This is a genomic window from Streptomyces asiaticus (genome assembly GCF_018138715.1).
Lineage (GTDB): Bacteria > Actinomycetota > Actinomycetes > Streptomycetales > Streptomycetaceae > Streptomyces > Streptomyces asiaticus.
Genome location: NZ_JAGSHX010000006.1, coordinates 7,368,327 through 7,388,511, shown reverse-complemented (window position 1 = coordinate 7,388,511; position 20,185 = coordinate 7,368,327). Strand labels below are relative to the sequence as shown.

The following is a 20,185-nucleotide window of genomic DNA, read 5'->3' as shown; positions in this document are numbered from 1 at the left end:
CAGACATTGAAGAAGTGGCGAACCCGACGACGACCATACGCGGCACGGGGGTTGGTTACCGCAGGTCTACACTGCCGACCATGACGCGGAGTCCTGTCGATCTGGCGATCTTCGATTGTGATGGCGTACTGGTGGACAGCGAGCGGATATGCGTCAAAGTAGACGCGATGATCACGGCTGACCTGGGGTGCGCGTTCACCGAGGAGGAGATCATCGAGAAGTTCGTCGGCTCCTCCACCGAGGTCTACACGGCTGCCGTGGAGGAACGGCTTGGACGCCGCCTGGAGAAGAACTGGCTGCGGCAATACGAGCATCTCTACCAGGAGGCCCTCGAAGCTGACTTGACCGCTGTCGATGGCGTCGCAGAAGCCCTGAACAGCCTTGCGGTGGCCGTTTGCGTTGCATCGAACACTGGTCACGCGAGCCTCAGGAGAAACCTGGAGATCGCCGGTCTGAGAGACCACTTCGAGGGGCGCATCTTCAGCGCAGCCGATGTCGCCCGAGGCAAGCCTGCCCCCGACCTCTTCCTGCACGCTGCGCGATCCATGGGTGTAGAACCCGGGCGGTGCGTGGTGATCGAGGACAGTGCGTACGGAGTTCAGGCAGCCCGTGCCGCCGGTATGCGGACTTTCGGCTACTGCGGCGGCCTCACGCCGGCCTCGCGGCTGGAAGGACCAGGCACCACGCTGTTCGACGAGATGCGCGACCTGCCCAAGCTGCTGGCCACCACTATCCACTGAACGTCAGCAGCGCCTTGCTCCCGCCGCTTGGCTCTGTGAGCCGGAGGCACTCCCCCGGCTCACGGCTGAGCTGCCGTCTCCCGGTCTGCTTCAGGCTCCGGTGACCTCGATGGCCGCCAGATTCTTCTTGCCCCTGCGCAGTACCAGCCAGCGTCCGCGAAGGAGCTCGTTGGCCGTGACCACGGCATCCTCGGCAGTCACCTTGACGTTGTTCACGTAGGCGCCGCCCTCCTTCACGGTGCGGCGGGCGGCCGACTTGCTCGGCGCCAGGCCGACCTCAGCGAACATGTCGGTGACCTGGCCGAGCTCGCTCACCTTGGCGTTCGGGAGCTCGGAGATCGCGGCGGCCAGCGTTGCCTCGTCGAGTTCGGTCAGCTCGCCCTGCCCGAACAGCGCCTTTGACGCTGCGATCACAGCGGCGCACTCGTCGGCACCGTGCACCAACGTGGTCAGCTCCTCGGCAAGGGCGCGCTGCGCGGTACGGGCTTGCGGCCGCTCCTCAGTCACCTTCTCCAGCTCCTCCAGCTCCTCGCGGGACTTGAAGGAGAGGATGCGCATGTAGCGCGAGATATCCCGGTCGTCCGTGTTCAGCCAGAACTGGTAGAACGCGTACGGCGTGGTCATCTCCGGGTCGAGCCAAAGCGTGCCCGTCTCGGTCTTGCCGAACTTGGTGCCGTCCGCCTTCGTCATCAGTGGCGTGGCCAGCGCGTGCACCTCGGCGTGCGGCTCCAGGCGGTGAATCAGGTCCAGACCGGCTGTGAGGTTGCCCCACTGGTCGCTTCCCCCCGTCTGGAGGGTGCAGCCATACCGCCGGTACAGCTCCAGGAAGTCCATCCCCTGAAGCAACTGGTAGCTGAACTCCGTAAAGCTGATGCCCTGGTCGGAGGCCAGGCGCTGGGCGACCGAGTCCTTGGTGAGCATCTTGTTCACCCGGAAGTGCTTGCCGATATCCCGCAGGAACTCGATCACGGTCATGCCCCCGGTCCAGTCCAGGTTGTTGACCATGGTCGCCGCGTTGTCGCCCTCGAAGGAGAGGTACGGCTCGATCTGCGCCCGCAGCCGGGTCACCCACTCGGCGATCGTCTCCGGGTCGTTCAGGGTGCGCTCGGCGGTCGGCCGAGGATCGCCGATGTGGCCGGTCGCGCCGCCCACGAGCGCCAGCGGTCGGTGCCCGGCCTGCTGGAGTCGGCGGAGGGTGAGCACCTGCACCAGGTGGCCGACGTGCAGGCTGGCCGCGGTCGGGTCGAAGCCGCAATAGAACGTGACAGGGCCGTCCGCGAGAGCCTTGCGCAATGCGTCCTCGTCAGTGGCATGGGCGATCAGCCCGCGCCACGTGAGCTCGTCGACGATGGCCGTCACGGTCCCGTGTCTCCTTGAGTCGCGCCTACAGTGCGGCGGCCAGTCTAGTCGTCCGGCGGGAGCTTCCGCGTTTGTGCTGGTCAGCGGCATCGCATACGGCGGAAAAGCCAAGATCACCCCACATCTGAGTGTCCTGAGTCACACAGTCCCGAACCATGCGTCGAGCAGCCGGCCGGAAACAGCCTCGCTGTGATCACGGTAGTCACGCACGAGTGCTCTGCCGTTGGTCACGAATCGGGCCCGAAGTGCCGGATCATGATCAAGAGCGTCGATCGCCTGCCCGAGATCTTGCGCGGCCCGCTCGACGTCATTCTGGGAAACCATGGGATACAGCACATTGCCATCGAGCTCGTAGCCGGCGATCGGTGGCGGGGCGATAAACATCGCGGCGTTCCCGAGTTCGGGCAGGCTGCCTATCCGGTGAGCTATGACAGGCACTCCTGACTCCATTGCTTCAAGCGTGACTCGTGCGAGACCTTCCGGGCCCAGCGAAGGCACCAGCAGAATTCTGGTGCGGTTGTAGATCGTGGTGGGATCCGGGGTGAATGCGGCCACTTCGACCCTCGGTGAGGGCGGCACATACGCCGGGACATCGGGCCAGGTTTCCACGGCCAGGTAGGCATCGCTGGGGCGCTGCCGAATGAGCGCGTCCCAGACACGTCGGCCCTTGATCGGGTGGTGATTGATCAATGTCAGGGATCGACTTTCTGCCCCCGAAGATGCCGGGACGACTCGTCGCTCGGGTAGGAGATTAGGGAGAACCTGCGCTGGCACACCGGTTTCGCCATGGAAGGCGTCGGCGATGGTCTCGCTGACCGCGTGCACGCTGGTCTGCCGCATCAGGCTGTAGTAGCTCCGCACCTCATCTTCAGGGTGGTTCCTGCTTGTGGGGTAGAGCTGGTCGGTCACGAGCACGGCTACCTGCCGACCGCTCGCAAGGCTCTCGTCCAGCACCGCGTGATGCGCTTCATTGAGCCGAACCGCACACGAGTTGAGCAGGATCACGTCGGGGTCCAAGTCGTTCAAAATATCTTGAAGAGCCCGCCGGTACGCACTGGCTACCTCCGGAGCACCGATGAAGGTTTCGTGGACAGTGCAACCCTGGATGGTTCGAGTTCTGCGTCCGACTCCGGGGTTCCTGCTCTGCGCGATACAGGCGAGGCTGGCCGGGTGCCCTCGGGTTATGACGCGCTTTAGTAGTTCGCGCACCTGCAAGAACAGACCATTGGTAAAGCCCTCGCGGGTGAAGTCGTCGATACTCACAAAGACGATACCGGCCATGACGTTACTCCTTGTGGGCCGCGGCAGCGGCAAAGGCATCGAGCAAGCTCCGAAGCCGGACGGCGATCTGGCTGCCGGCAGAGGGCGGGCCAGCGACGCTGAGGGGACTGGGGGCGAGCATTTTGAGGCATGCAATCGCTGAATACAGGTCGAATACACGACGCCGATTCGGAGCGACGCACAGCGGCACTGCAACCTGCTCAATACAGTCGGCCTCCGGTCCACGAGCCAGAAGTCCAGCACGAGCGACACCGAGCGGGTACAGAGAGTCACCGAATCCGACCTCGTCCAGGTCGACGATCGCCGTGACTCTCCCGTCTTCCACCAACACGTTCTGGTGGGTGGCGTCGATCAAGTAGGGCAACGGGGCGATGCCATCGAATTCGGGATGTAGCTCGTGGATGGTTCTGCGAATTTGTCCAATGGCCGGGACCTCCTGTTGCAGGGGCGCAAGCTGATCGACGGCTCCGGTGAAGTACTCCCACAGCACGTCCGACCAGCGCGGGTGGCACCGAAGGTCACCGTAACTGGCGATACCGCCGTACCCGGGACCGGGCGGGAGACCGCGCGTGCGGTGTTGGATATCGAGCAGGTCGTCGGCAATGCTTCGCTTCTCGGCATCCGTAAGGCCCACGTAGACGTTGCAGAGATCGGTTCCTGGGGCTTGCTCAAGGAACATGATCGGCCAGGGCAGCGCTGTCCCGCTCAGGTCCATGTGCAGCACGCGGGGAACGGGCACTCCCACCCGTGCCAGCTGGCGCCGCCAATACGCGAAGCCGGCGAAGCACTCAGCACGGTCGTGACGCGTGATCCGCGCAATCACGCGCTCACCGGACACCAGCTGCACCGTGAACACGAAGTGACTGCGGCCCATCGGGATTCGGTTCGCGGTCACGGCCTCTTGGTTCAGGCATCGACTGGCCGCCCGCAAGACTGCCTGCTCTGTCGGCGGCTTCACGGCAGGAGCACCTCTGCTGCCTCGAGCGGGATGACATTGAGGCTGGCATAGCCTCGAAAGAATGACCAGGTCGTCTCGAAGTCGTCGGTGCTGACGATCAGACCAGGCACACCGAGGCAACCCGCGAGATGGCCCAGGCCGCTGTCGCACCCCACGAAGAGACGGCATGACAGCAGGCGGGCAACCATTTCGGGAAGGTCGGCCCGGACGTAGATCAGGTCCTCGCCGAGGTAGGTCTGGGTGTCGGGGCCGCCGAGGACCCGCACTTCACCGTGCGCCGATACCTGGTTCAGGAGCCGCCGAGCCGAGTGTCGCGATGGCGCAGTGCCGGAACGCGCATCGAGCTGGCAATACACCACATTCTCTTGGCCACGGGGCGTCGGTGCCTGGCGGAGAGGCAGCGGCGGCACTCGGTGGCGGGCTCGCCCTCCAAAGGTGTCGGTGACGGCGTGGTTGAACCGGTCAAGCCAGGGGATGCTCCATGACGATCGGGCGAAGATCGCGTCGCCGTTGATCGACTCGCTGGGCGAAGGGGCATAGCTCACCCGCTCGCACGCGAACACCTCCACTACTTCGGCAAGGACGGGCGAACCGGATACGGCAACTGATGCCACGGCGTTGTCGCGGCAGTAGTGCTCAAGGCCGGTCACGATGCCCAGTGCGTCGCCGAGGCGGTTATGCCGGGCAAACCGCATCACAGTTCCCCCAGCGAGTGTTGACGGCGGTGTGTCCACCCGCGACGCGACCTTTGCCGCGTCGACGAGCTGGTCACTCAGGCAGCGCAGCCCTCGTTGGCCGCAACGCCAAGTCCGAGGGGCCGCCTCAATGTCCACCGCGGGCTGCCGGTGGAATTCGACAAACCGCACCTCGCCAAAGCCGAACTCCTCGATGAGCTCACGCATTGCAGACGGCCCGCTCACCTCGACTCGGGCCAGTCCATGCGTCCGGGCATAGGAGGCCAGGCCAGCGACCAACTCGACACAGTCACGGACAGGAAGGTCGGCGGCTGCGAAGCGCGTCGGCAGCTCTTCTCGGCCACACAGCGACGGTCGCTTCATTGAGCCTCCTCGCACGCATCTGCACGCATGTACGTAGCATCGAACTGTCGCTTGCCCCTCAGCAGGCGTACGACCAGCTCTCTGGCGTGAGCATCGGAGAAGTACGGATTGAGGGAGTACACCCGGAGAGCGACGACCGGCTCGCCAGCCGGTGTATAGAAGGCAGCGGAGGTCTTGCTCACTGCGATTTGTTCAGCGTCCGGCACCCGTTGAGTCGATAGCCACGCGAATAGGTCAGAGATGTACTGGTTTACCCGGCGGACGGAGCTGGTGTCGTCGAACTCCTCCTCGGTAGCGGCGGGGTCGTCCGGCGGATAACAGCGCACGAACACGTCCGGGCCGTACGAATGTCTGTTGATAGCTGTCGCGTCGCGACCTGCCAAGGCATTGATGTGGCGCCGGAGCGCTTCTGCCGTTTCAAGCGCGTGGCCGAGCAGTTGCCGCATCCCCTGCTTGCCGAGAGTCTGCAAGCCAACCCAGGTCGCCACCATGTTCGCTGCCGACCTGGACGTCTCCAACGTGAAGGTTCCGGGGTTGTAGGCATCCTTGTCATGGAACAACGGGGTCATGGCTCCGCCGTCGCGGCGCAGCCGCGAGAAGTCCCGACCATCTCGCATGACGATCATGCTCGACGTATAGGGCGCGAAACCGGTCTTGTGGAAGTCCGTTCCGAACGAGTCGGCGTGCCGCACCGTTCTCAGACGCTCCACAAGACGTGACAGCTTGGCCACCACCTGGGGGCTGAAGCCGAGGGGATTCTTATGCAAGTCATAATCGATGAAGCAGAGGTATGCCCACCCGATGACTGTATCTGCGTGCACATGGGGCGTGTAATCCAACCCATATTCGGCGGCCAGCCGATCCCGCATCGTAGCGATCTCACCGAAGTCGTCGACAGCCATGTTGGAAGTCGTCCCGCCCGCACCGATGATGCATGCAAGCCGGTGACCGCGTGCCAGCACGTCGCGGCAGGCCGCTTCCATCGACTCCAGGTCCGTGGTCTGGTCGGGTAGCGACGCAGCGGATATGTAGTTTCGAGTGCCGATCCCCAGCCACGCACACGCGGATTTCTGCGAGTAGTGCGCCGACCAGGACCCGACGACGGCCATCCCGGGCTCGATCCCACGCTCGGCGTGGTCGGGCTGTGCCTTGGAAATGCCGACGTTGATGGCATACAGGTTGGTCGCAGTGCCGCCGAACGTGAACAGGCCGCCTGCCCGCTCCGGCTCGTACCCCGCCAACCGTGCCAACGCCTGGGCGGAGGACAACTCAGCGGAAAGGGTCTCCGCGGCGTCCTCCCCAGTGACGCCGTTAGGCATGAACAACGACACCGCGCACAACGCTGCGAGGTTGACGAACGACGGTGGCGGAACGATGTTCTTGGCGAACATCTGGTGATGAACTTTGACCGACCCAGCGAGCCACCAGCGCAATTGGCTGAGCGCCGTCTCCGCCGTGACAGGGCTTTCCGGCAGCCGTCCGTCACCCATGGGGGAGCGCCTACCCTCCTGGTCGGTGCGCGGATACACGGGCCCCTCGCCCTGATGGCTCAGCGTCTCATCGAGGGCGCGGCGGAGGAGCCCGACAAGCGCATCGGCATTGGTCCCGTCGGGACGTAGGAACAGGCCGCTGCGCCAGCGCTCAAACTCATCTCCGTCCCCGAAGGAGTCAATCGTCATCGCAGATCGATCCTGGCGCTTCGGAGGAGCAACGTGACCGCGCTCATCGTGCTGACTTCCCGTAGAGCTTCATGCGCTCAGGCCGGGGCGTGCGTCGACGGCCGGACACAAGATCTTCGCAAGCGACCGCGATAGACCACACTAGATCGTCGTACTGGTGACGCAGAATCGCCACTCGCTCTGCCGTACCAGCATCCCGCCCGACGAGTCGCTCGATGTGCATGATCCGAAGCGTCTGCACTGAGAGTCGGTCAAGCGCTGAGCCGATCGACTCCGTGAGGGGAGGCACGCCCTCATTCGCGCTCCACGCCGCATCCAAGATTCGATCGACCTGCTCGATGAGTGCATGGCGATTGCCGTTGAGAGCGTCGATCTCCCGCTTGATGGCCGGAATCTCCCCGTCGCCAGCTTGTCGCACCCGATCCTCGGCGTCCCACTGCCGACTGTTGACTGCGTGCAGCCGGTCCAAAGCCGGCGACAACTCCGGCGAGTCAGGAAGCGGAATCCCAGCGAGAGCGTCCTCGCACCAGCCACCTTGCCCGCCTGCCACGTCGAGGCAAGATGCAACCGCCGTCATCGGAGTGCGCGGGTCGCCCTCCAACTCATCCGTGTCCTTACCCAGTCCTGCACGTGTCTCAGTCATCAATGGTGATCCCCCTTCGGTATCTCGGGAGGCTGCCTCTGTCGACCGTCATCGAAGACAGCCTTGAGCACGGCCGGAGGGTGTCCGAGAGGGGCGCGTTACTCCACGATCGCTAGGCCATGATGCCCCTGACTCAACGGCCAAAGTGGCCGCTTGACATCCGTCCAGGTCCGCCCCTGCCCCTAAGTTGATCTCGTGGCACGCTAACAGTTCAGGGAGAGCCGGTGACCACGGGCCATCTTGCACCAGCGGCTGATGCCATCTGTCGCATCAGCGACCTGGCTCCGAGCCAGTGTGCGTCGACACAGTCGCATAACGTTGATCACCGCAAGCAGAACTGCGACGTTGATAGCCAAAATCATCCGGCCAGTCCTCCCTTCAGCAGCTGGCATCCCGCCCCTCTGCATAGCTCGAATCGGGTACTTCGACGGCCCCATCCGCAGTGTTTGGCGACAGGGCACTTGTCCAGTGGCTGGATTCATCGCGCTCCCGCAGCGTTACGCTGGCCAACAGATTCTCCTCGCACCCACTGCCCCACTCGACTGTTCGGGACAGAGCGGTTGGGCGACCGGGACCATCCCCGCGGGGCGGGGAGCAGTCGAGCCCGAAGTGCCCCGAGTGCCACCGGCCGGGACCATCCCCGCCGGTGCGGGGAGCAGAGCAGCTCCACTAGGCCGTGTCTGCTAATTCGGTTGTCTGATCAGCGGTCTACCCATCCCGGTGCCCACACGTCGTGCGGGGCGCGCGGACCTGCGGTGCGCAGATGCTCGCGTAGCGCGGTCAGCACGGGGTGCTGGTCTCCGCTGCGGAACAGCAGTACGTGCGGGTAGACCGGGGTCGGGTCATGCAACGGGATACGCCGTAGGTCGTGGGTCTGTGTCCACAGGTACCGGTCCCCGCTGCCCACCAGGGTGGCCAGCGAGGCCGAGTCGGCCAGCGCGTCCATCAGGGCCTCGTCACCGAACTTGGGGCCGAGCGCGTCGATGCTCAGGCCGAAGGCCTCGGACAGCGCCTGATAGAACGCCGCCCACTCCGTGCTCGGCCTGATCCCGGGGATCCAGATGCGGTGGACGGCCAGGTCCGCAGGACTGACCCAGGACGCGTCAGCCAGCGGGTGGCCGGGACCGACCAGAAGCTCTAGGGGTGCGTCCAGGAGTCGTTCGGCGCTGATCCCGGCCGGGACCTGATCTGCCGGCAGGGCACGGAAGGACGCGTCGACGGTCCCTTCGAGCACCGCCTGGGCAGCCTGGGCGGCGTTCTCCGTGCTCAGAGTGATCGCGTCGAGGTCCACCTCGGGGTGGGAGCGGTAAAACCGGTAGACGGCCTGGGCCGGGGAGATGCGCCGATTGAGGACATCGACGCGCAAGGGACGGCTTCCGGGGCGCACGGCCTGCTCAGCCTGCGCGATGGCCACCAGGACCTTCTTGGCGTGCGGCAGGAAGACCTGCCCGTCCAGGCTCAGCCGAGAGCCTCGGGAGGTCCGCACCAGCAGCGTGACCTCGATGTGCCGCTCCAGGGCCGCGATCCGCTTGGAGACCGCCTGCTGGCTGACCCCCAACTCGTCGGCCGCAGCCTGGAACTGGCCGGTCTCAGCGACGGCCACGAACGTCCGCAGCACCTCAACATCCACGCGTCCACTCTACTTTCACAACCATTGGTTGTGTCTGGTGTGGTGCAGGGTTGTTTGATCGACTGTTCTGCGTGGTGGTGAGATCAGCGCATGTCTACCCGCACAGAGCAGGTCATGTATGTCCATACGCCTGAGTTCACGCGTCACGCGGAGCGGATCGTGGAAGTGACCGATGCGACGTCTCGACTGAACGTGCTTCCGTTCAGCGACAGCGAAGGCCGCGCGGAACTACTCTCTGTTGTGTTCGGTGGCCCGCTGCCGGAATCGGTGATGATCTACCCGCCGTTCTTTACCGAGCACGGGCTGAGCACGACGTTCGGGGAGAACGTCTTCGTCAACCAGGGATGCACCTTCATGGACAAGGGAGGCATCCGTATCGGGAACGGCGTCATGATCGCCCCGAAGGTCAGCCTCATCACCGGAGGCCATCCACTGCCCCTGGCCGAGCGCCGCGAGTACCTCTCCTTCGCCCCGATCGTCATCGAGGACGACGTCTGGATCGGGACGGCTGCCGTGATCACGCAGGGGGTGACCATCGGTGCCGGTGCGGTGGTCGCTGCCGGTGCGGTGGTCACTCGTGATGTCCCTGCCGGCACCGTGGTCGCGGGAGTGCCCGCCCGGGTGATCAAGAACATCGACTGAGCCCGGCCGGGCTGCTGGCCCGGGCGCGCAGCACCTCGGCGGTCTGATCCTGATGCCCCGTCACGCCCGGCTTACCGACCGGCAGTGGGACCGCATCCAACCTCTGCTGCCCTCCAGTACCGGTCGCCGTGGCAGGCCGTGGGCCGATCACCGCCGCATTGTGGAGGCGATCGTCTTTCGGTACCGCACCGGTATTCCTTGACGAGACCTACCAGCCAGGTTCGGCTCCTGGAAGACCGTGTGGGCCCGCCACCGCCGCTGGGCCGCCGACGGGACTTGGGACCGCGTGCTCGGCGTCATGCTCGCCCGCGCGGACGACGGCGGGCTGATCGGCTGGCGGGTGGTGGTGGACTTCACCATCACCCGGGCCCACCAACACCCGCCGCCCCGAGAAGCGCCGGGCCGCAGCCCGAGGGCAGGGCCTTGACGCCCACCAAGAGCCCGCCGGGCACGCTATCGGCCGTTCCCGCGGCGGGATGACCACGAAGATCCACCACGCCGTGGATGGTCAGGGCCGACCGCTGGCCGTCGTCGTGACGCCCGGGCAGGCGCACGACGGCCAGTCCCTGCCGTTGCTGCTGGGCGACCTGCGAGTCCCCAGGACCGGAGCAGGCCACCCGCGCACGACCCCGACCATGCTGCTCGGGGACAAGGCCTATTCCTCCCGCGCGATCCGAGCGGTTCTCAAGGCTCGCGGGATCACCGCGGTCATTCCTGAACGGCGTGACCAGCAGGAGCACCGTCACCGCCGCGGTTCAGCAGGCGGACGTCCGTCGAAGTTCGATCCGGTGGCCTACAAGAACCGCAACGTGGTCGAGCTGTCCTTCGCCCTGCTCAAGCAGTGGCGGGGCCTGGCTACGAGGTTCGACAAGCTCGCGATCGTCTACCGCTCGGCCGCAGTCCTCGCCGCAGTGCTGGTCTGGATTCGCATTTAACGGACACGCCTTAGCGCCGCTTCGAACGGCTGGGGACCATCCCCGCGGGTGCGGGGAGCAGAGTTCGACTTCGAGGTTGTCAGCACGTCTTCCGGGACCATCCCCGCGGGTGTGACTGAGCGCTCCACTTGGCCATTGAGCGCTCCAGCTGGCCACCTCCGTACTCAGCTCAGCCTCTCCCCGAGGGTGTCCCGTTGGGTGCAGAGCGGACCGAGCGGTCTCAGCACCAATGCGTCACACGAGCTACATGCGGCCTCGCCTGCGGTGTCGCGGTCACGAACGCTTCACTGTGAGTGATAAGCAGAGGGTGCTATGGAGCAGACGGACGAGCTCCCCGACGCAGTCGTTGGCTCGCCAGTGCAACGAGGATCCGTGTGAGGGCAGGGAGACTACACAGGGGAGCAGTCGTCACCCTGGCGGCTACAGCGAGCATCGTGGCTGTCCTGGGCGGCCTAGCCGCTAATGAGGCGTCATCAAGGAGTCGTTGGCCCGGTGCACTAGACGTGCTGCGCCAGCATCCCTGGCCTTCGCTTGGTTTGCTGAGCGTGCTGGGCCTGCTGCTGTCCCTGGTTCTGGGGCGACTGGAAGAGCGCGCCAGGGCAGGAGCCGATGATCCTCCACCGCCGTCCCCTCCGATCGTGCCCGGCTGGGTGATCGATCGAGCGGAGGCCTACCGGGTCGTCTTCGCCGTGATCTCGCGGCGGCGCCGCGCAGTGGGCATTACCACGGCGTTGGAAGGCGCCGGTGGCTTCGGAAAGACAACGTTGGCCGAGTTGGTGTGTGCCAACCGCGGTGTGCAGCGACGTTTCCGGGGCAGGGTGTACATCATCACCGTAGGTCGGGAGGTGCGCGGCCGCGCGGCGATCGCGGCAAAGATCGGCGAAGTCACCCGGTTTGTAACTGGAGACACTGCGACTTTCGATGATCCGGCTCTTGCTGGGGCCCACCTGGGGAGACTGCTGAATCAGCGCCGCCGCACCCTGCTAGTCCTTGACGACGTCTGGGAGCAGGAGCAGCTTGAGCCTTTCCTCGTCGGAGGCGCGCGCTGTGTGCGTCTGGTCACTACGCGCATCCCCGCACTCCTCCCGTCGGGAGCCAAACGGGTCCACGTCGACGAGATGTCCCCACTCCAAGCACGGCGGGTGCTCACGTGGGAGTTGCCGCCCGTGCCCGAGGCGGTGACGCAAGATCTCCTCAGGGCAACCGGGCTCTGGCCCTTGCTGTTGCGCATGACTAACCGGCTGATCATGGCAGAGGTGGATGCCGGAGCAGACCCTGCTTCTGCCGCAGCTGACACTCTTCAGCGGCTGCAGGAGCAGGGACCTGTCGGGGTAGACGACCCGTCAGCGGTGCTGGACCTCGACGACCCAAAGCAGCGCAAGAAGGCGGTACGGGCGACTCTGGAGGCCGCGACCAGGCTCCTCCCAGCCGGGGGTAGTGAACGATTCGTCGAACTCGGGGTCTTCGCCGAGCATGAGGCGATCCCCGTACCCCTTGTATCTCAGCTATGGGCAGTCACTGGCGGGCTCACCGCAACACAATCGCGGGACTTGTGTCGCACATTGAATGGTCTGTCTTTGCTGACCCTGAGCGCCGCAGGAGGGAGTCAGATCAGCCTGCACGACGTCATCCGGCAGTACTTGCGAAGTGAGCTCGGCTCCCATCGCTTGACTGTGCTTAACGCCGCTCTCGTGAACTCTGTCAAGGCCAATCTTGCTCCTGCCACCGCACTCACGCCGTCGGCGCCCCGGCCGCAGGTCGCATGGTGGGAGGTGACCATTGGCTATCTACTCGATCATCTCATTGACCACTTGCTCGCAGCGGGCTGCGCGACGGAGGCAAAAGCACTTGCCATGGACCTTCGCTGGGTCGAAGCGCGGTTGCACCACCGAGGGGCTGCCGCTCCCTGGAGGGACTTGAGAAGGATTGGCGCCACTATTACTGACGAACGGGCCAACGACCTTGCTCGCGCTGCCCACCTCCTGGGGCCGACGGAGCCTGCACACGCACTAAGCACGATCCTGCACAGCCGCCTCGAACCCCTGGTGGGCTGGCAGGACCAGGTTCAGGCCCGACAGATCCAATCAAGTTATCCAACGTTGCTTAATCGCTGGGCACCCCCCGATATCCCAGACCCTGCACCCCTTCGGACGCTCACTGGTGTTGGCGCAGTAAATTCCGTTCAAGTCGCTCCTGACGGCACTTGGCTTGTCACCATCAGCCGCATAAGAAATGCGTTGCATATTTGGGATCGATCTTCCGGCGCCATGACTGCCACCCTCCAACCGGGTTTGGTAAGGGCGCTAGCGCTTGCGCCGGACGGAACCTGGCTTGCCACCGCTGGGGGGTTTCGCGGAAAGGTGCGGATCTGGGATCGCGCTACGGGCGCTCTCTCAGCCACCCTCAACGGCGCGGGTATAGTTCGAACGATGGCTATCGCTCCGGATGGAGCCTGGCTCGCCACTGCCGGAAATAGTCGGAAGGTGCGGATCTGGGATCGAGCCACCGGTGCTCTCACGACCACGCTCAAAGGCACGACTGCGGTTACTGCCATGGCAATCGCGCCCGACGGAACCTGGCTGGCCGCCGCAGGTCTTGGTAAAGCGGTGCAACTGTGGGACAAAGGCACCAACACGCACACCACAATCAAACTCCCGGGGCAGACGGGCTGGATTCGCGCAATGGCCATCGCGCCGGACGGAACCTGGCTCGCCGCGGCCAGCGAGGACGGGATCGTGCACATCTGCGACCGACCCTCTGGCACCACCGAGACACTTTCCAGACATCCTGACCAGGTAAAGACTCTCGCAATCGCACCACAAGGAGCGTGGCTCGCCACAATCAGCGGCGACCACACGGTCCAAATCTGGGATCGATCTACCGGCGACCTCAACGCCACTTTCAGGCACGAGGATCCGGTTTCCGCCGTGGCAATCTCTCCGGACTTTACGTGGCTTGCTACCGCCGACGAAGAAACGGTCCGGCTCTGGGACCTGACCACAGGCCGCCCCACAACCGCAACCGACAGTGCCGGTGGGGTCAATGCCGTAGCGATCGAACCTCGTGGCAGATGGCTGGTCACCGCACATAATGACCGAAATATTCGGCTCTGGCCGACAGATACGCCTGAGCCCACCACCTGCGCAGGTCACACCGGACCGGTGAGAGCGTTGGCCATCACATCCAATAGTAGAGAGATCCTCTCCGGGGGTGACGATGGCATTCTGCGAATTTGGCACCCGAACGTCGTATTGGACCTTGACAACTCCCGACGGTTCTTGGACCTGAACACACACCATGGCATTGGCGCTCCATTTAGCGGGCCAGCTGATCACACCGGAGGGGTAATGTCAGTGGCGATCGCGCCAGACACAACCTGGGGCGCCAGCGGCGGAAAAGGCCCTGCTTTACGAATCTGGGAGCGTAGCGGAGCCAAGATCCTGCGGCACACAGGATCGGTAACTTCGGTAGTGATCGAGCCGGAGGGGGCGTGGGTTGTCGCCGCCACTAATGCCGGTGTCCAAATCTGGGACCGATCAACCGGGAAGGCTGTGAAATCCCTCGAGCGCACCTTTCGAACTAGTGCAGTGGCAATCGCACCGGACGGAACGTGGCTCGCCACCGCTAATCGGAAATACTTCTATTCCACAGAATCAGAGTTGCGGATCTGGGATACATTCAACTGGGCCACTATCAAAGTCCTGAAACACGTCGGCATTGTCAGTGCCCTGGCTATCGCCCCCGATGGAGCCTGGCTCGCCACAGCCAGCGAGGATGGGACCATTCGGATCTGGAACAGAACCTCGGGGAAGGTTGTCACCATAATGAGGACCGACAGTCACCTCAATGCCTGCACCTGGACCCCTACCGGCCTGGCAGTGGGAGGTGAGCGCGGCTTGTACTTCTATGGGTTCCATCCCCGTAGCGCGGGGTGGAACGACGGCTGAAAATCACGCTGTCGGCGGGGCGGGCGGCGAGCAGCATCGGGGTGCTGGTACGCCGACTACCGTACGGTAGTCGACCCGCGCACCAACTACGGCCGCAGGGAGCGCTGGAGGACCTGCTGTCCTGGTGGGACTACCGACCGAAGCGCACCCCACGGACGGTCCAACTGGAACAGATGTACTTCGGCCTCGAACTCGGCCGCCGCCTGCGCACTCTCGGCAGCACGGCGGCGAGGTGATGGTCTGTCCCGGCGGCGCTCTGGACTCCCTCACCCCGTCACGGCCGCTCGTCCGTCTACGAGCCGTCGGCGCACGGCTACGCGCGGCACCACTCGGCGCCCTCCTTGTCCAAGGCAGGCACGTCGGCGCCTGAACCGCCGTCCGAGCGGTACTCGACCTTGCCGTGCGCGGAAGACAACTGTGGGGACCACGCTTCTTCGCCCTGCGCGGCACGCCTAAAGAGTGTTGCAGAAGGTCGTGATCGCGCAGGTCGGAGTGGTGTTCGGGCGTATGTGATCACGCGGCGAGGGCGAGGTTGTGCATGCGGGCGACGGCCTGGACGGCGTGGTGAAGGCCGTCGCCGCGCTGCCGGCAGTCGCGGAGGACCTTGTAGTTCTTCATGCGAGAGAAGGTGTGCTCGATGCGGGCGCGGACCTTGCGATGCTGCGCGTTGTCCTCTTCCTCGCCCCTCAGTAGCGGCCGTCCGGGGCGTTTGCGGTGCGGGACGATCAGCCCGGTGTTGATGTAGGCGCCGTCTCCGAGGACCGTCACGCCCTTACAGTGCTCGGTCAGGCCGGAGTCCCGCCAAGCCTTCGCATCCGCTGTCGTGCCCGGCACCGGCCGGGCCGCGGCCACCACCAGGCGGGTCTCCGCATCGATGATGACCTGCACGTTCGCCGAGAACCGGTAGTTACGCGAGGACGCGCCGATCTTCCGGTCACGGACCGGGACAAGGGTGCCGTCCACGATCCACAGCCGGTCGGCGGCCTCGGCGGAGGCCCGGGCCGGCTCCAGCGCGAGCAGCGGACCGAGCCGCTGGATCACCCGGCACACCGTCGCCGGTGAGACGCCGAACAGCGGGGCGAGCTGCCGCATGGTGAGGTTCGTGCGGTAGTACACGGCCACCAGCAGCACCCGCTCGGCCAGCGGCAGCCGCCACGGACGGCCCCAGCCGCAGCCCTCGCCACCACGTTCCCGGACGGCTTTCAGCAGCCGGCCGAACTGATCGACCCGCAACCCGGCGAACGTCTCCACCCACACCCGCTCGGCCCTCAACACCCCAGCCATACAACGGATATGCCCTGATCACGGCCTTCTGCAACACCCTTTAGGGAAAGGCGGTACGGAATCACCTCGTCGACACCACCGTCGCGCCTGTGGGATGCCGGCCGACCTGACCGGCATCGAAACCGACACCCTGCACGGATAGACCAGGGGGTGCTCAGACTGGCCAACTCGCGTGCTCAGTCACAGCGGGTGCGGGGAGCAGGCTGGCGGACTCGTACTTCTTCGTCTTCGTGGGGGACCATCCCCGCGGGTGCGGGGAGCAGGTCGCGACCTGGGGGCGGGATGCGGCCCGGCAGCTCCCACAAGAGGCAGGAGCTAGCAACCCACTCGCCAAGCTTGCAGCGATCGACGAGATGTGCTCCTTCACCCACTGTTCCTTCGAGCGTGATCGGTTGGCTTCCGCAGGTCAGGTATGAACTCCGTGGTGATGCGGCAGGGATGATGCGTCGTGTCGTCGCCATCGTGGAGGGGCGGCTGATGCCGTCGGTGATGGGGTTGCTGGAAGCCGAGGAACACGCTGCCCGGCAGCAGGTGGAGGTGCTGCGCGAGCAGGTCGGCCGTCTGCTGGACGAATTGAACAAGGCGCGAGACGAACTTGGCAGGAGTTAGTCATCGCCCAGCATTAGGTGGGCCGGGTCCTGGCCGGACGGCACGATGCCGAGTCCGAGCGGCAGGCTGTGCCGGTTGCTGTGGCGTCGCCAGTCGAGAACACCGCGGCGACGTCGGCCGTGGAGCCAGCCAGGCCCGGAATGATCGTCCCGCGGTGGAGACCGCCGCCCGGGGACACTGGCGGCCGACTATCAAAATCCTGTCGATGCTGGCCGATGCCTGCCACCACGGACAGCCGTCGATGACCTGCAAGCAGATCACCATCGCGATGGGAACGGGCTGGCCCCGTCCAAGATCTAGGGGGTGGTGGGCTCCGCAACTGCACCGTCATCCCGTGTTCGCCCACGAGGGTCTTACTCCGGCGCGCCGAAGGTAAGCAGCGGTACGTCGTACAGAGCGTGGTTCCGCGGCCGAGTCATGTTCGGGGAGACGACTTCGATGATGAGAAGCTCGCTGAGAAACTGGACCTTGGCGCTCAGGAGGTGGCTGGTGCGGCCGTCGGCCGATTGCGCCTTCAGCCCAGCGGAAACATGGATGTGCGGCAGGATGCTTCCCGTCTCCAGATCGTGGGCGATCGTCCCAGCGCCAAATGCCTCGACGTTGGTGACATGGGTCTGGGCCCAGACCGGAGCGTCCGGGTCTTCAAGCTTCTCGCAGGCGCCGACAATTTCGGCTTCGGCAAACGCGCCGATGAACGAGGGAATGTAGCCCTGCCGAACCCCGTGGTCACGGCAGAACGTGGAGAGCGCCTCGAAGAAGTCCTCGCCGTGGTCGAAGGTGACACCAAACGTCCGGCCGGTGGTTAGTTCGTGGGCGCGCATGTGAGTCCTCTCGGGGCCGGGCTGACGTATGTGGGTCAGCGCTCGAAGACGGTGAACTTCTTGGTGATCGTCTCGCGGTCCGCGTCTTGGGCGAGCAGCGCCTGGAGCAGAAGGCGTGCCTGGTAGGGGCCGAGGTGGTCGGCGGGGATGAGTCCCCGATTAATCAGGTCCTTCTCCGAGCCAGGGAAGCCGTACGTTCCGGTCAGGACGGGGCCGTTGCCGATGCGCGAGGCGAGAACCACGGGGATTCGCGCGGCGAGCCGTTCGAGGCTCTCAACGAGTCGCTGAGGGACGTGCCCAACGCCGAAAGCGGCGACGACGAGCCCATCGCATCGGCCGTCCCACGCATTGAGGAGCGTGCCGTCGTCGCCGAGGCTGACCGTGTACAGGCCTACGCGCGCGTCATGATTCGGCAGTGCCAGGGGATCGGATCGGCGGGGCAGCGTGGCAGCCAGCCGTACGCGGTTTTCGGCGACCCGGCCGACGGGGCCTGCGCCGGGCGACGTGAAGGCGGCGGGACTGGTGGTGTGGGACTTACGGACATGGTGTGCCGTATGGATCTCGTCGTTCAGGACGACCAGCACGCCAGCGCCGCGCAGCTGCGGGTCGGCGGCAGCAAGGACGGCCGCGTACAGGTTGGCGGGTCCATCGGGCCCGGCCATGATGGGATTGCGCATGGCGCCAGTGACGATGACCGGCTGCTCGTGACCATGATGGATGTCGAGGAAGAACGCGGATTCCTCGATGGTGTCGGTCCCTTGCGTGATCACGATCCCGTCGACGTCGCCTCCGGACAGGGTCTTGTCGATGGCCGCGCCAAGGTCTGTTAGATCGTCGAAGGTGAGTGAGGCACCGGGCAACCGCCGGAAGTCGTGCACGTGCAGGTCGATGCCGTGATCCCTCAGGCCGGGGATGGCGGCAAGGAGGTCGAAGGCGGAAAGGGCCGGTACGACACCGCCGGTGGCCGGATCCGTGGTCATGGCGATGGTCCCGCCCAAGGAGTAGACCGCCACTGTCTTTACCGCGTCCACCATCGTCCCCATCTGCCATGTCGGTTCGGTCCGAGTGGGCCTTACGCGCAGAGATCGTCCCGTGCAGGCTAACGGGTCACCTCGTGGAGGGCACCGGACTCGGCTTCGGACCGCAGCTCGGTGGCCACGTACGTGCAGGCGACGTTCAAGGCGTCAAGACTGAGGTGACGGCTGCGGGGCCGGGCAAGAGCGGTGACGCCCTCCGCCGCGAGCTGTGCGCAGCGGCGTGCTAACCATGCGCGGTCCAGGCCGAGGTAGTCCGCGGTCGCTGCCAGACGTTGCCCCGGGCTTGCCCCGGCGTTGATCGCGTGGGCCTGGGCATGACCGATAACGTCCGCGAACGTGCGTAATGTATGGGCCCCCGCCGTCAGCGCAGTCTGCGGATGGGAGTCCGCGCGTACCCAGGTCGCGATAGCTGCCCTGTGACCGGGTACGAGTGCGAAGCCCTCTGTCTGCTGGAGGTCGAGTTCATCGGTCAGCCAGGTCGTCACGTTGTAGGACTCCATCAGCGCGATCGCAAGAAACAGCAGAACACGCTCGTGGGTGGGCGACACGGCGACCTCCTGACGGGGAATGCAGAAGGCGCGCCCGACTCCGTTGTGGGCCCTGCGGGGAGCCGTCTCCTGGAGATAACGGTGCTTGTGCTTGAAGATCAGCCACGTGGCCGCTTCCTCCCCACGTTGTTCGCGGGTCCAGAAAACTGGTTCGCCAGCCAATTCGTCTCGCTGGTTGAGGATGAATTCGGCGCACGTCTGCGACCCGAGGAGCATCTGGGACCCGTCGGTCAGGCTGGCCGGAGCAACAGGCCCGCCGTCTCCCCCGAGCACGCGCTGCGGTGGGAGAAGCAGTGTTTCCTGGAGCTCTGTGTCGTCGCCGAGGACAGCGGAGTCATAGCCCGCGACGGCCCACAGGATTCCATAGGTCAGCTCGTCGAGTTCGTATGCGGACGGAATGGCCAGAGGAGGCCTCTTCGCTGAGCTGCGGGCTGCTTCACGTGAGTCCATGACGAAAAACCGCCGTCTCCCCTCGACGGTGCGGTGTGCGGCGAGCAGAGCTCTGAGCGGCATCCGGCTCCATGCCTCAGTGTCCCTGTTCGGCGCGAGCCACAAGGTGTTGTCATGAAAGGACGCGGCAGGTTCTGCGAGGGCGGGGATCACCGTCAGGGAAAGGTTTCGGCCGGCAGGCATGAGCATCTGGCCCACTCCGTCCTGAAGCATCAGATGGCCACCAATACCGCCCATATTCGGCAAGGGCGGCCGGTCCGCAGCGGGCAACGGGCTCACCAATTCCCCTGGTATTCCCAGGGCCTCGCTCCATTGAGCAAATTGGCGCCGGTCGCGGATTTTCTTCCGACCACGCTCCAGTCGGCTCACTTCGGCCTGATCGATGTTGACCAGCCGGGCCACTGCCGTCTGTGACAGCCCAGTGTGCTTCCGAAAGAGTTGCACGACCACGCCGAGGTCCCAGGCGTTGATCGCGGATTCGACGACCGGGTCCGCCCAGAACTCAGGCGCAACCGTGGGCGTCATGCCCCTCTGACAGGGCCCGCACTGCGTTCCCGCGTTGAA

At 65.1% G+C, this 20,185-nt stretch carries 16 protein-coding genes and 1 pseudogene; 6 read left to right on the top strand and 11 right to left on the bottom strand.

Annotation, left to right across the window (positions count from 1 at the left end):
* Positions 1-80: 80 nt before the first annotated feature.
* The gene (locus KHP12_RS39395) at positions 81-740 is read left to right on the top strand and encodes an HAD family hydrolase (RefSeq protein WP_086883136.1); all 660 of its coding nucleotides are present in this window, start codon (positions 81-83) and stop codon (positions 738-740) included.
* Positions 741-830: 90 nt separating this feature from the next.
* On the opposite strand, the gene tyrS is transcribed toward KHP12_RS39395, so the two are convergent.
* From tyrS to KHP12_RS39360, 7 genes are all read right to left on the bottom strand, one after another.
* Positions 831-2,099 carry a tyrosine--tRNA ligase gene (gene tyrS, locus KHP12_RS39390; protein ID WP_086883128.1) on the bottom strand — a complete coding sequence of 423 codons (1,269 nt, stop codon included), beginning with the start codon at positions 2,097-2,099 and terminating at the stop codon, positions 831-833.
* A 138-nt stretch (positions 2,100-2,237) separates the two neighbouring features.
* Entirely contained in the window at positions 2,238-3,380 is a 1,143-nt protein-coding gene (locus KHP12_RS39385; protein ID WP_167442588.1) for a glycosyltransferase, read from the bottom strand.
* A gap of 4 nt (positions 3,381-3,384) precedes the next feature.
* Entirely contained in the window at positions 3,385-4,338 is a 954-nt protein-coding gene (locus tag KHP12_RS39380; protein WP_167442589.1) for a phosphotransferase family protein, read from the bottom strand.
* Positions 4,335-5,396, bottom strand: a complete 1,062-nt coding sequence (locus tag KHP12_RS39375; RefSeq protein ID WP_107471804.1) for a glycosyltransferase family 9 protein — start codon at positions 5,394-5,396, stop codon at positions 4,335-4,337. Before KHP12_RS39375 ends, KHP12_RS39380 begins: the two co-directional genes overlap by 4 nt.
* Positions 5,393-7,075 (bottom strand): pyridoxal phosphate-dependent decarboxylase family protein, encoded by a 1,683-nt coding sequence (locus KHP12_RS39370; RefSeq protein ID WP_086883131.1) that lies wholly within the window; start codon positions 7,073-7,075, stop codon positions 5,393-5,395. Before KHP12_RS39370 ends, KHP12_RS39375 begins: the two co-directional genes overlap by 4 nt.
* A 43-nt stretch (positions 7,076-7,118) precedes the next feature.
* Positions 7,119-7,718 carry a DUF4254 domain-containing protein gene (locus KHP12_RS39365; RefSeq protein WP_086883132.1) on the bottom strand — a complete coding sequence of 200 codons (600 nt, stop codon included), beginning with the start codon at positions 7,716-7,718 and terminating at the stop codon, positions 7,119-7,121.
* A 700-nt stretch (positions 7,719-8,418) separates the two neighbouring features.
* Positions 8,419-9,348 (bottom strand): LysR family transcriptional regulator, encoded by a 930-nt coding sequence (locus KHP12_RS39360; protein ID WP_086883133.1) that lies wholly within the window; start codon positions 9,346-9,348, stop codon positions 8,419-8,421.
* Between the two features lie 114 nt (positions 9,349-9,462).
* Between KHP12_RS39360 and KHP12_RS39355 the strand changes: the two genes are divergently transcribed.
* From KHP12_RS39355 to KHP12_RS53555, 4 genes and pseudogenes are all read left to right on the top strand, one after another.
* Entirely contained in the window at positions 9,463-9,990 is a 528-nt protein-coding gene (locus tag KHP12_RS39355) for a DapH/DapD/GlmU-related protein (protein ID WP_086883134.1), read from the top strand.
* Between the two features lie 52 nt (positions 9,991-10,042).
* Positions 10,043-10,925: pseudogene (locus KHP12_RS39350) on the top strand (IS5 family transposase).
* A gap of 545 nt (positions 10,926-11,470) precedes the next feature.
* Positions 11,471-14,872: an NB-ARC domain-containing protein gene (locus tag KHP12_RS39345; RefSeq protein WP_167442590.1), complete on the top strand. Its 3,402-nt coding sequence runs from the start codon at positions 11,471-11,473 to the stop codon at positions 14,870-14,872.
* On the top strand, positions 14,857-15,108 hold the full coding sequence (locus KHP12_RS53555) for a hypothetical protein (RefSeq protein WP_211834236.1): 252 nt from the start codon (positions 14,857-14,859) through the stop codon (positions 15,106-15,108). Before KHP12_RS39345 ends, KHP12_RS53555 begins: the two co-directional genes overlap by 16 nt.
* A gap of 277 nt (positions 15,109-15,385) precedes the next feature.
* Here KHP12_RS53555 and KHP12_RS39335 read toward each other — a convergent pair whose 3' ends face one another.
* Positions 15,386-16,156 carry a transposase family protein gene (locus KHP12_RS39335; RefSeq protein WP_086883524.1) on the bottom strand — a complete coding sequence of 257 codons (771 nt, stop codon included), beginning with the start codon at positions 16,154-16,156 and terminating at the stop codon, positions 15,386-15,388.
* 384 nt (positions 16,157-16,540) lie between these two features.
* Between KHP12_RS39335 and KHP12_RS39330 the strand changes: the two genes are divergently transcribed.
* Positions 16,541-16,765: a hypothetical protein gene (locus KHP12_RS39330; protein ID WP_143678175.1), complete on the top strand. Its 225-nt coding sequence runs from the start codon at positions 16,541-16,543 to the stop codon at positions 16,763-16,765.
* Between the two features lie 353 nt (positions 16,766-17,118).
* Here the strand turns inward: KHP12_RS39330 and KHP12_RS39325 are convergent, their stop codons facing one another.
* The 3 genes from KHP12_RS39325 to KHP12_RS39315 form a co-directional block, all read right to left on the bottom strand.
* Positions 17,119-17,586 (bottom strand): PPC domain-containing DNA-binding protein, encoded by a 468-nt coding sequence (locus KHP12_RS39325; RefSeq protein WP_086883525.1) that lies wholly within the window; start codon positions 17,584-17,586, stop codon positions 17,119-17,121.
* A gap of 35 nt (positions 17,587-17,621) precedes the next feature.
* Positions 17,622-18,620: an asparaginase gene (locus KHP12_RS39320; RefSeq protein WP_086883552.1), complete on the bottom strand. Its 999-nt coding sequence runs from the start codon at positions 18,618-18,620 to the stop codon at positions 17,622-17,624.
* A 65-nt stretch (positions 18,621-18,685) separates the two neighbouring features.
* Positions 18,686-20,146: a helix-turn-helix domain-containing protein gene (locus tag KHP12_RS39315; RefSeq protein ID WP_167442614.1), complete on the bottom strand. Its 1,461-nt coding sequence runs from the start codon at positions 20,144-20,146 to the stop codon at positions 18,686-18,688.
* Between the last annotated feature and the right edge of the window lie 39 nt (positions 20,147-20,185).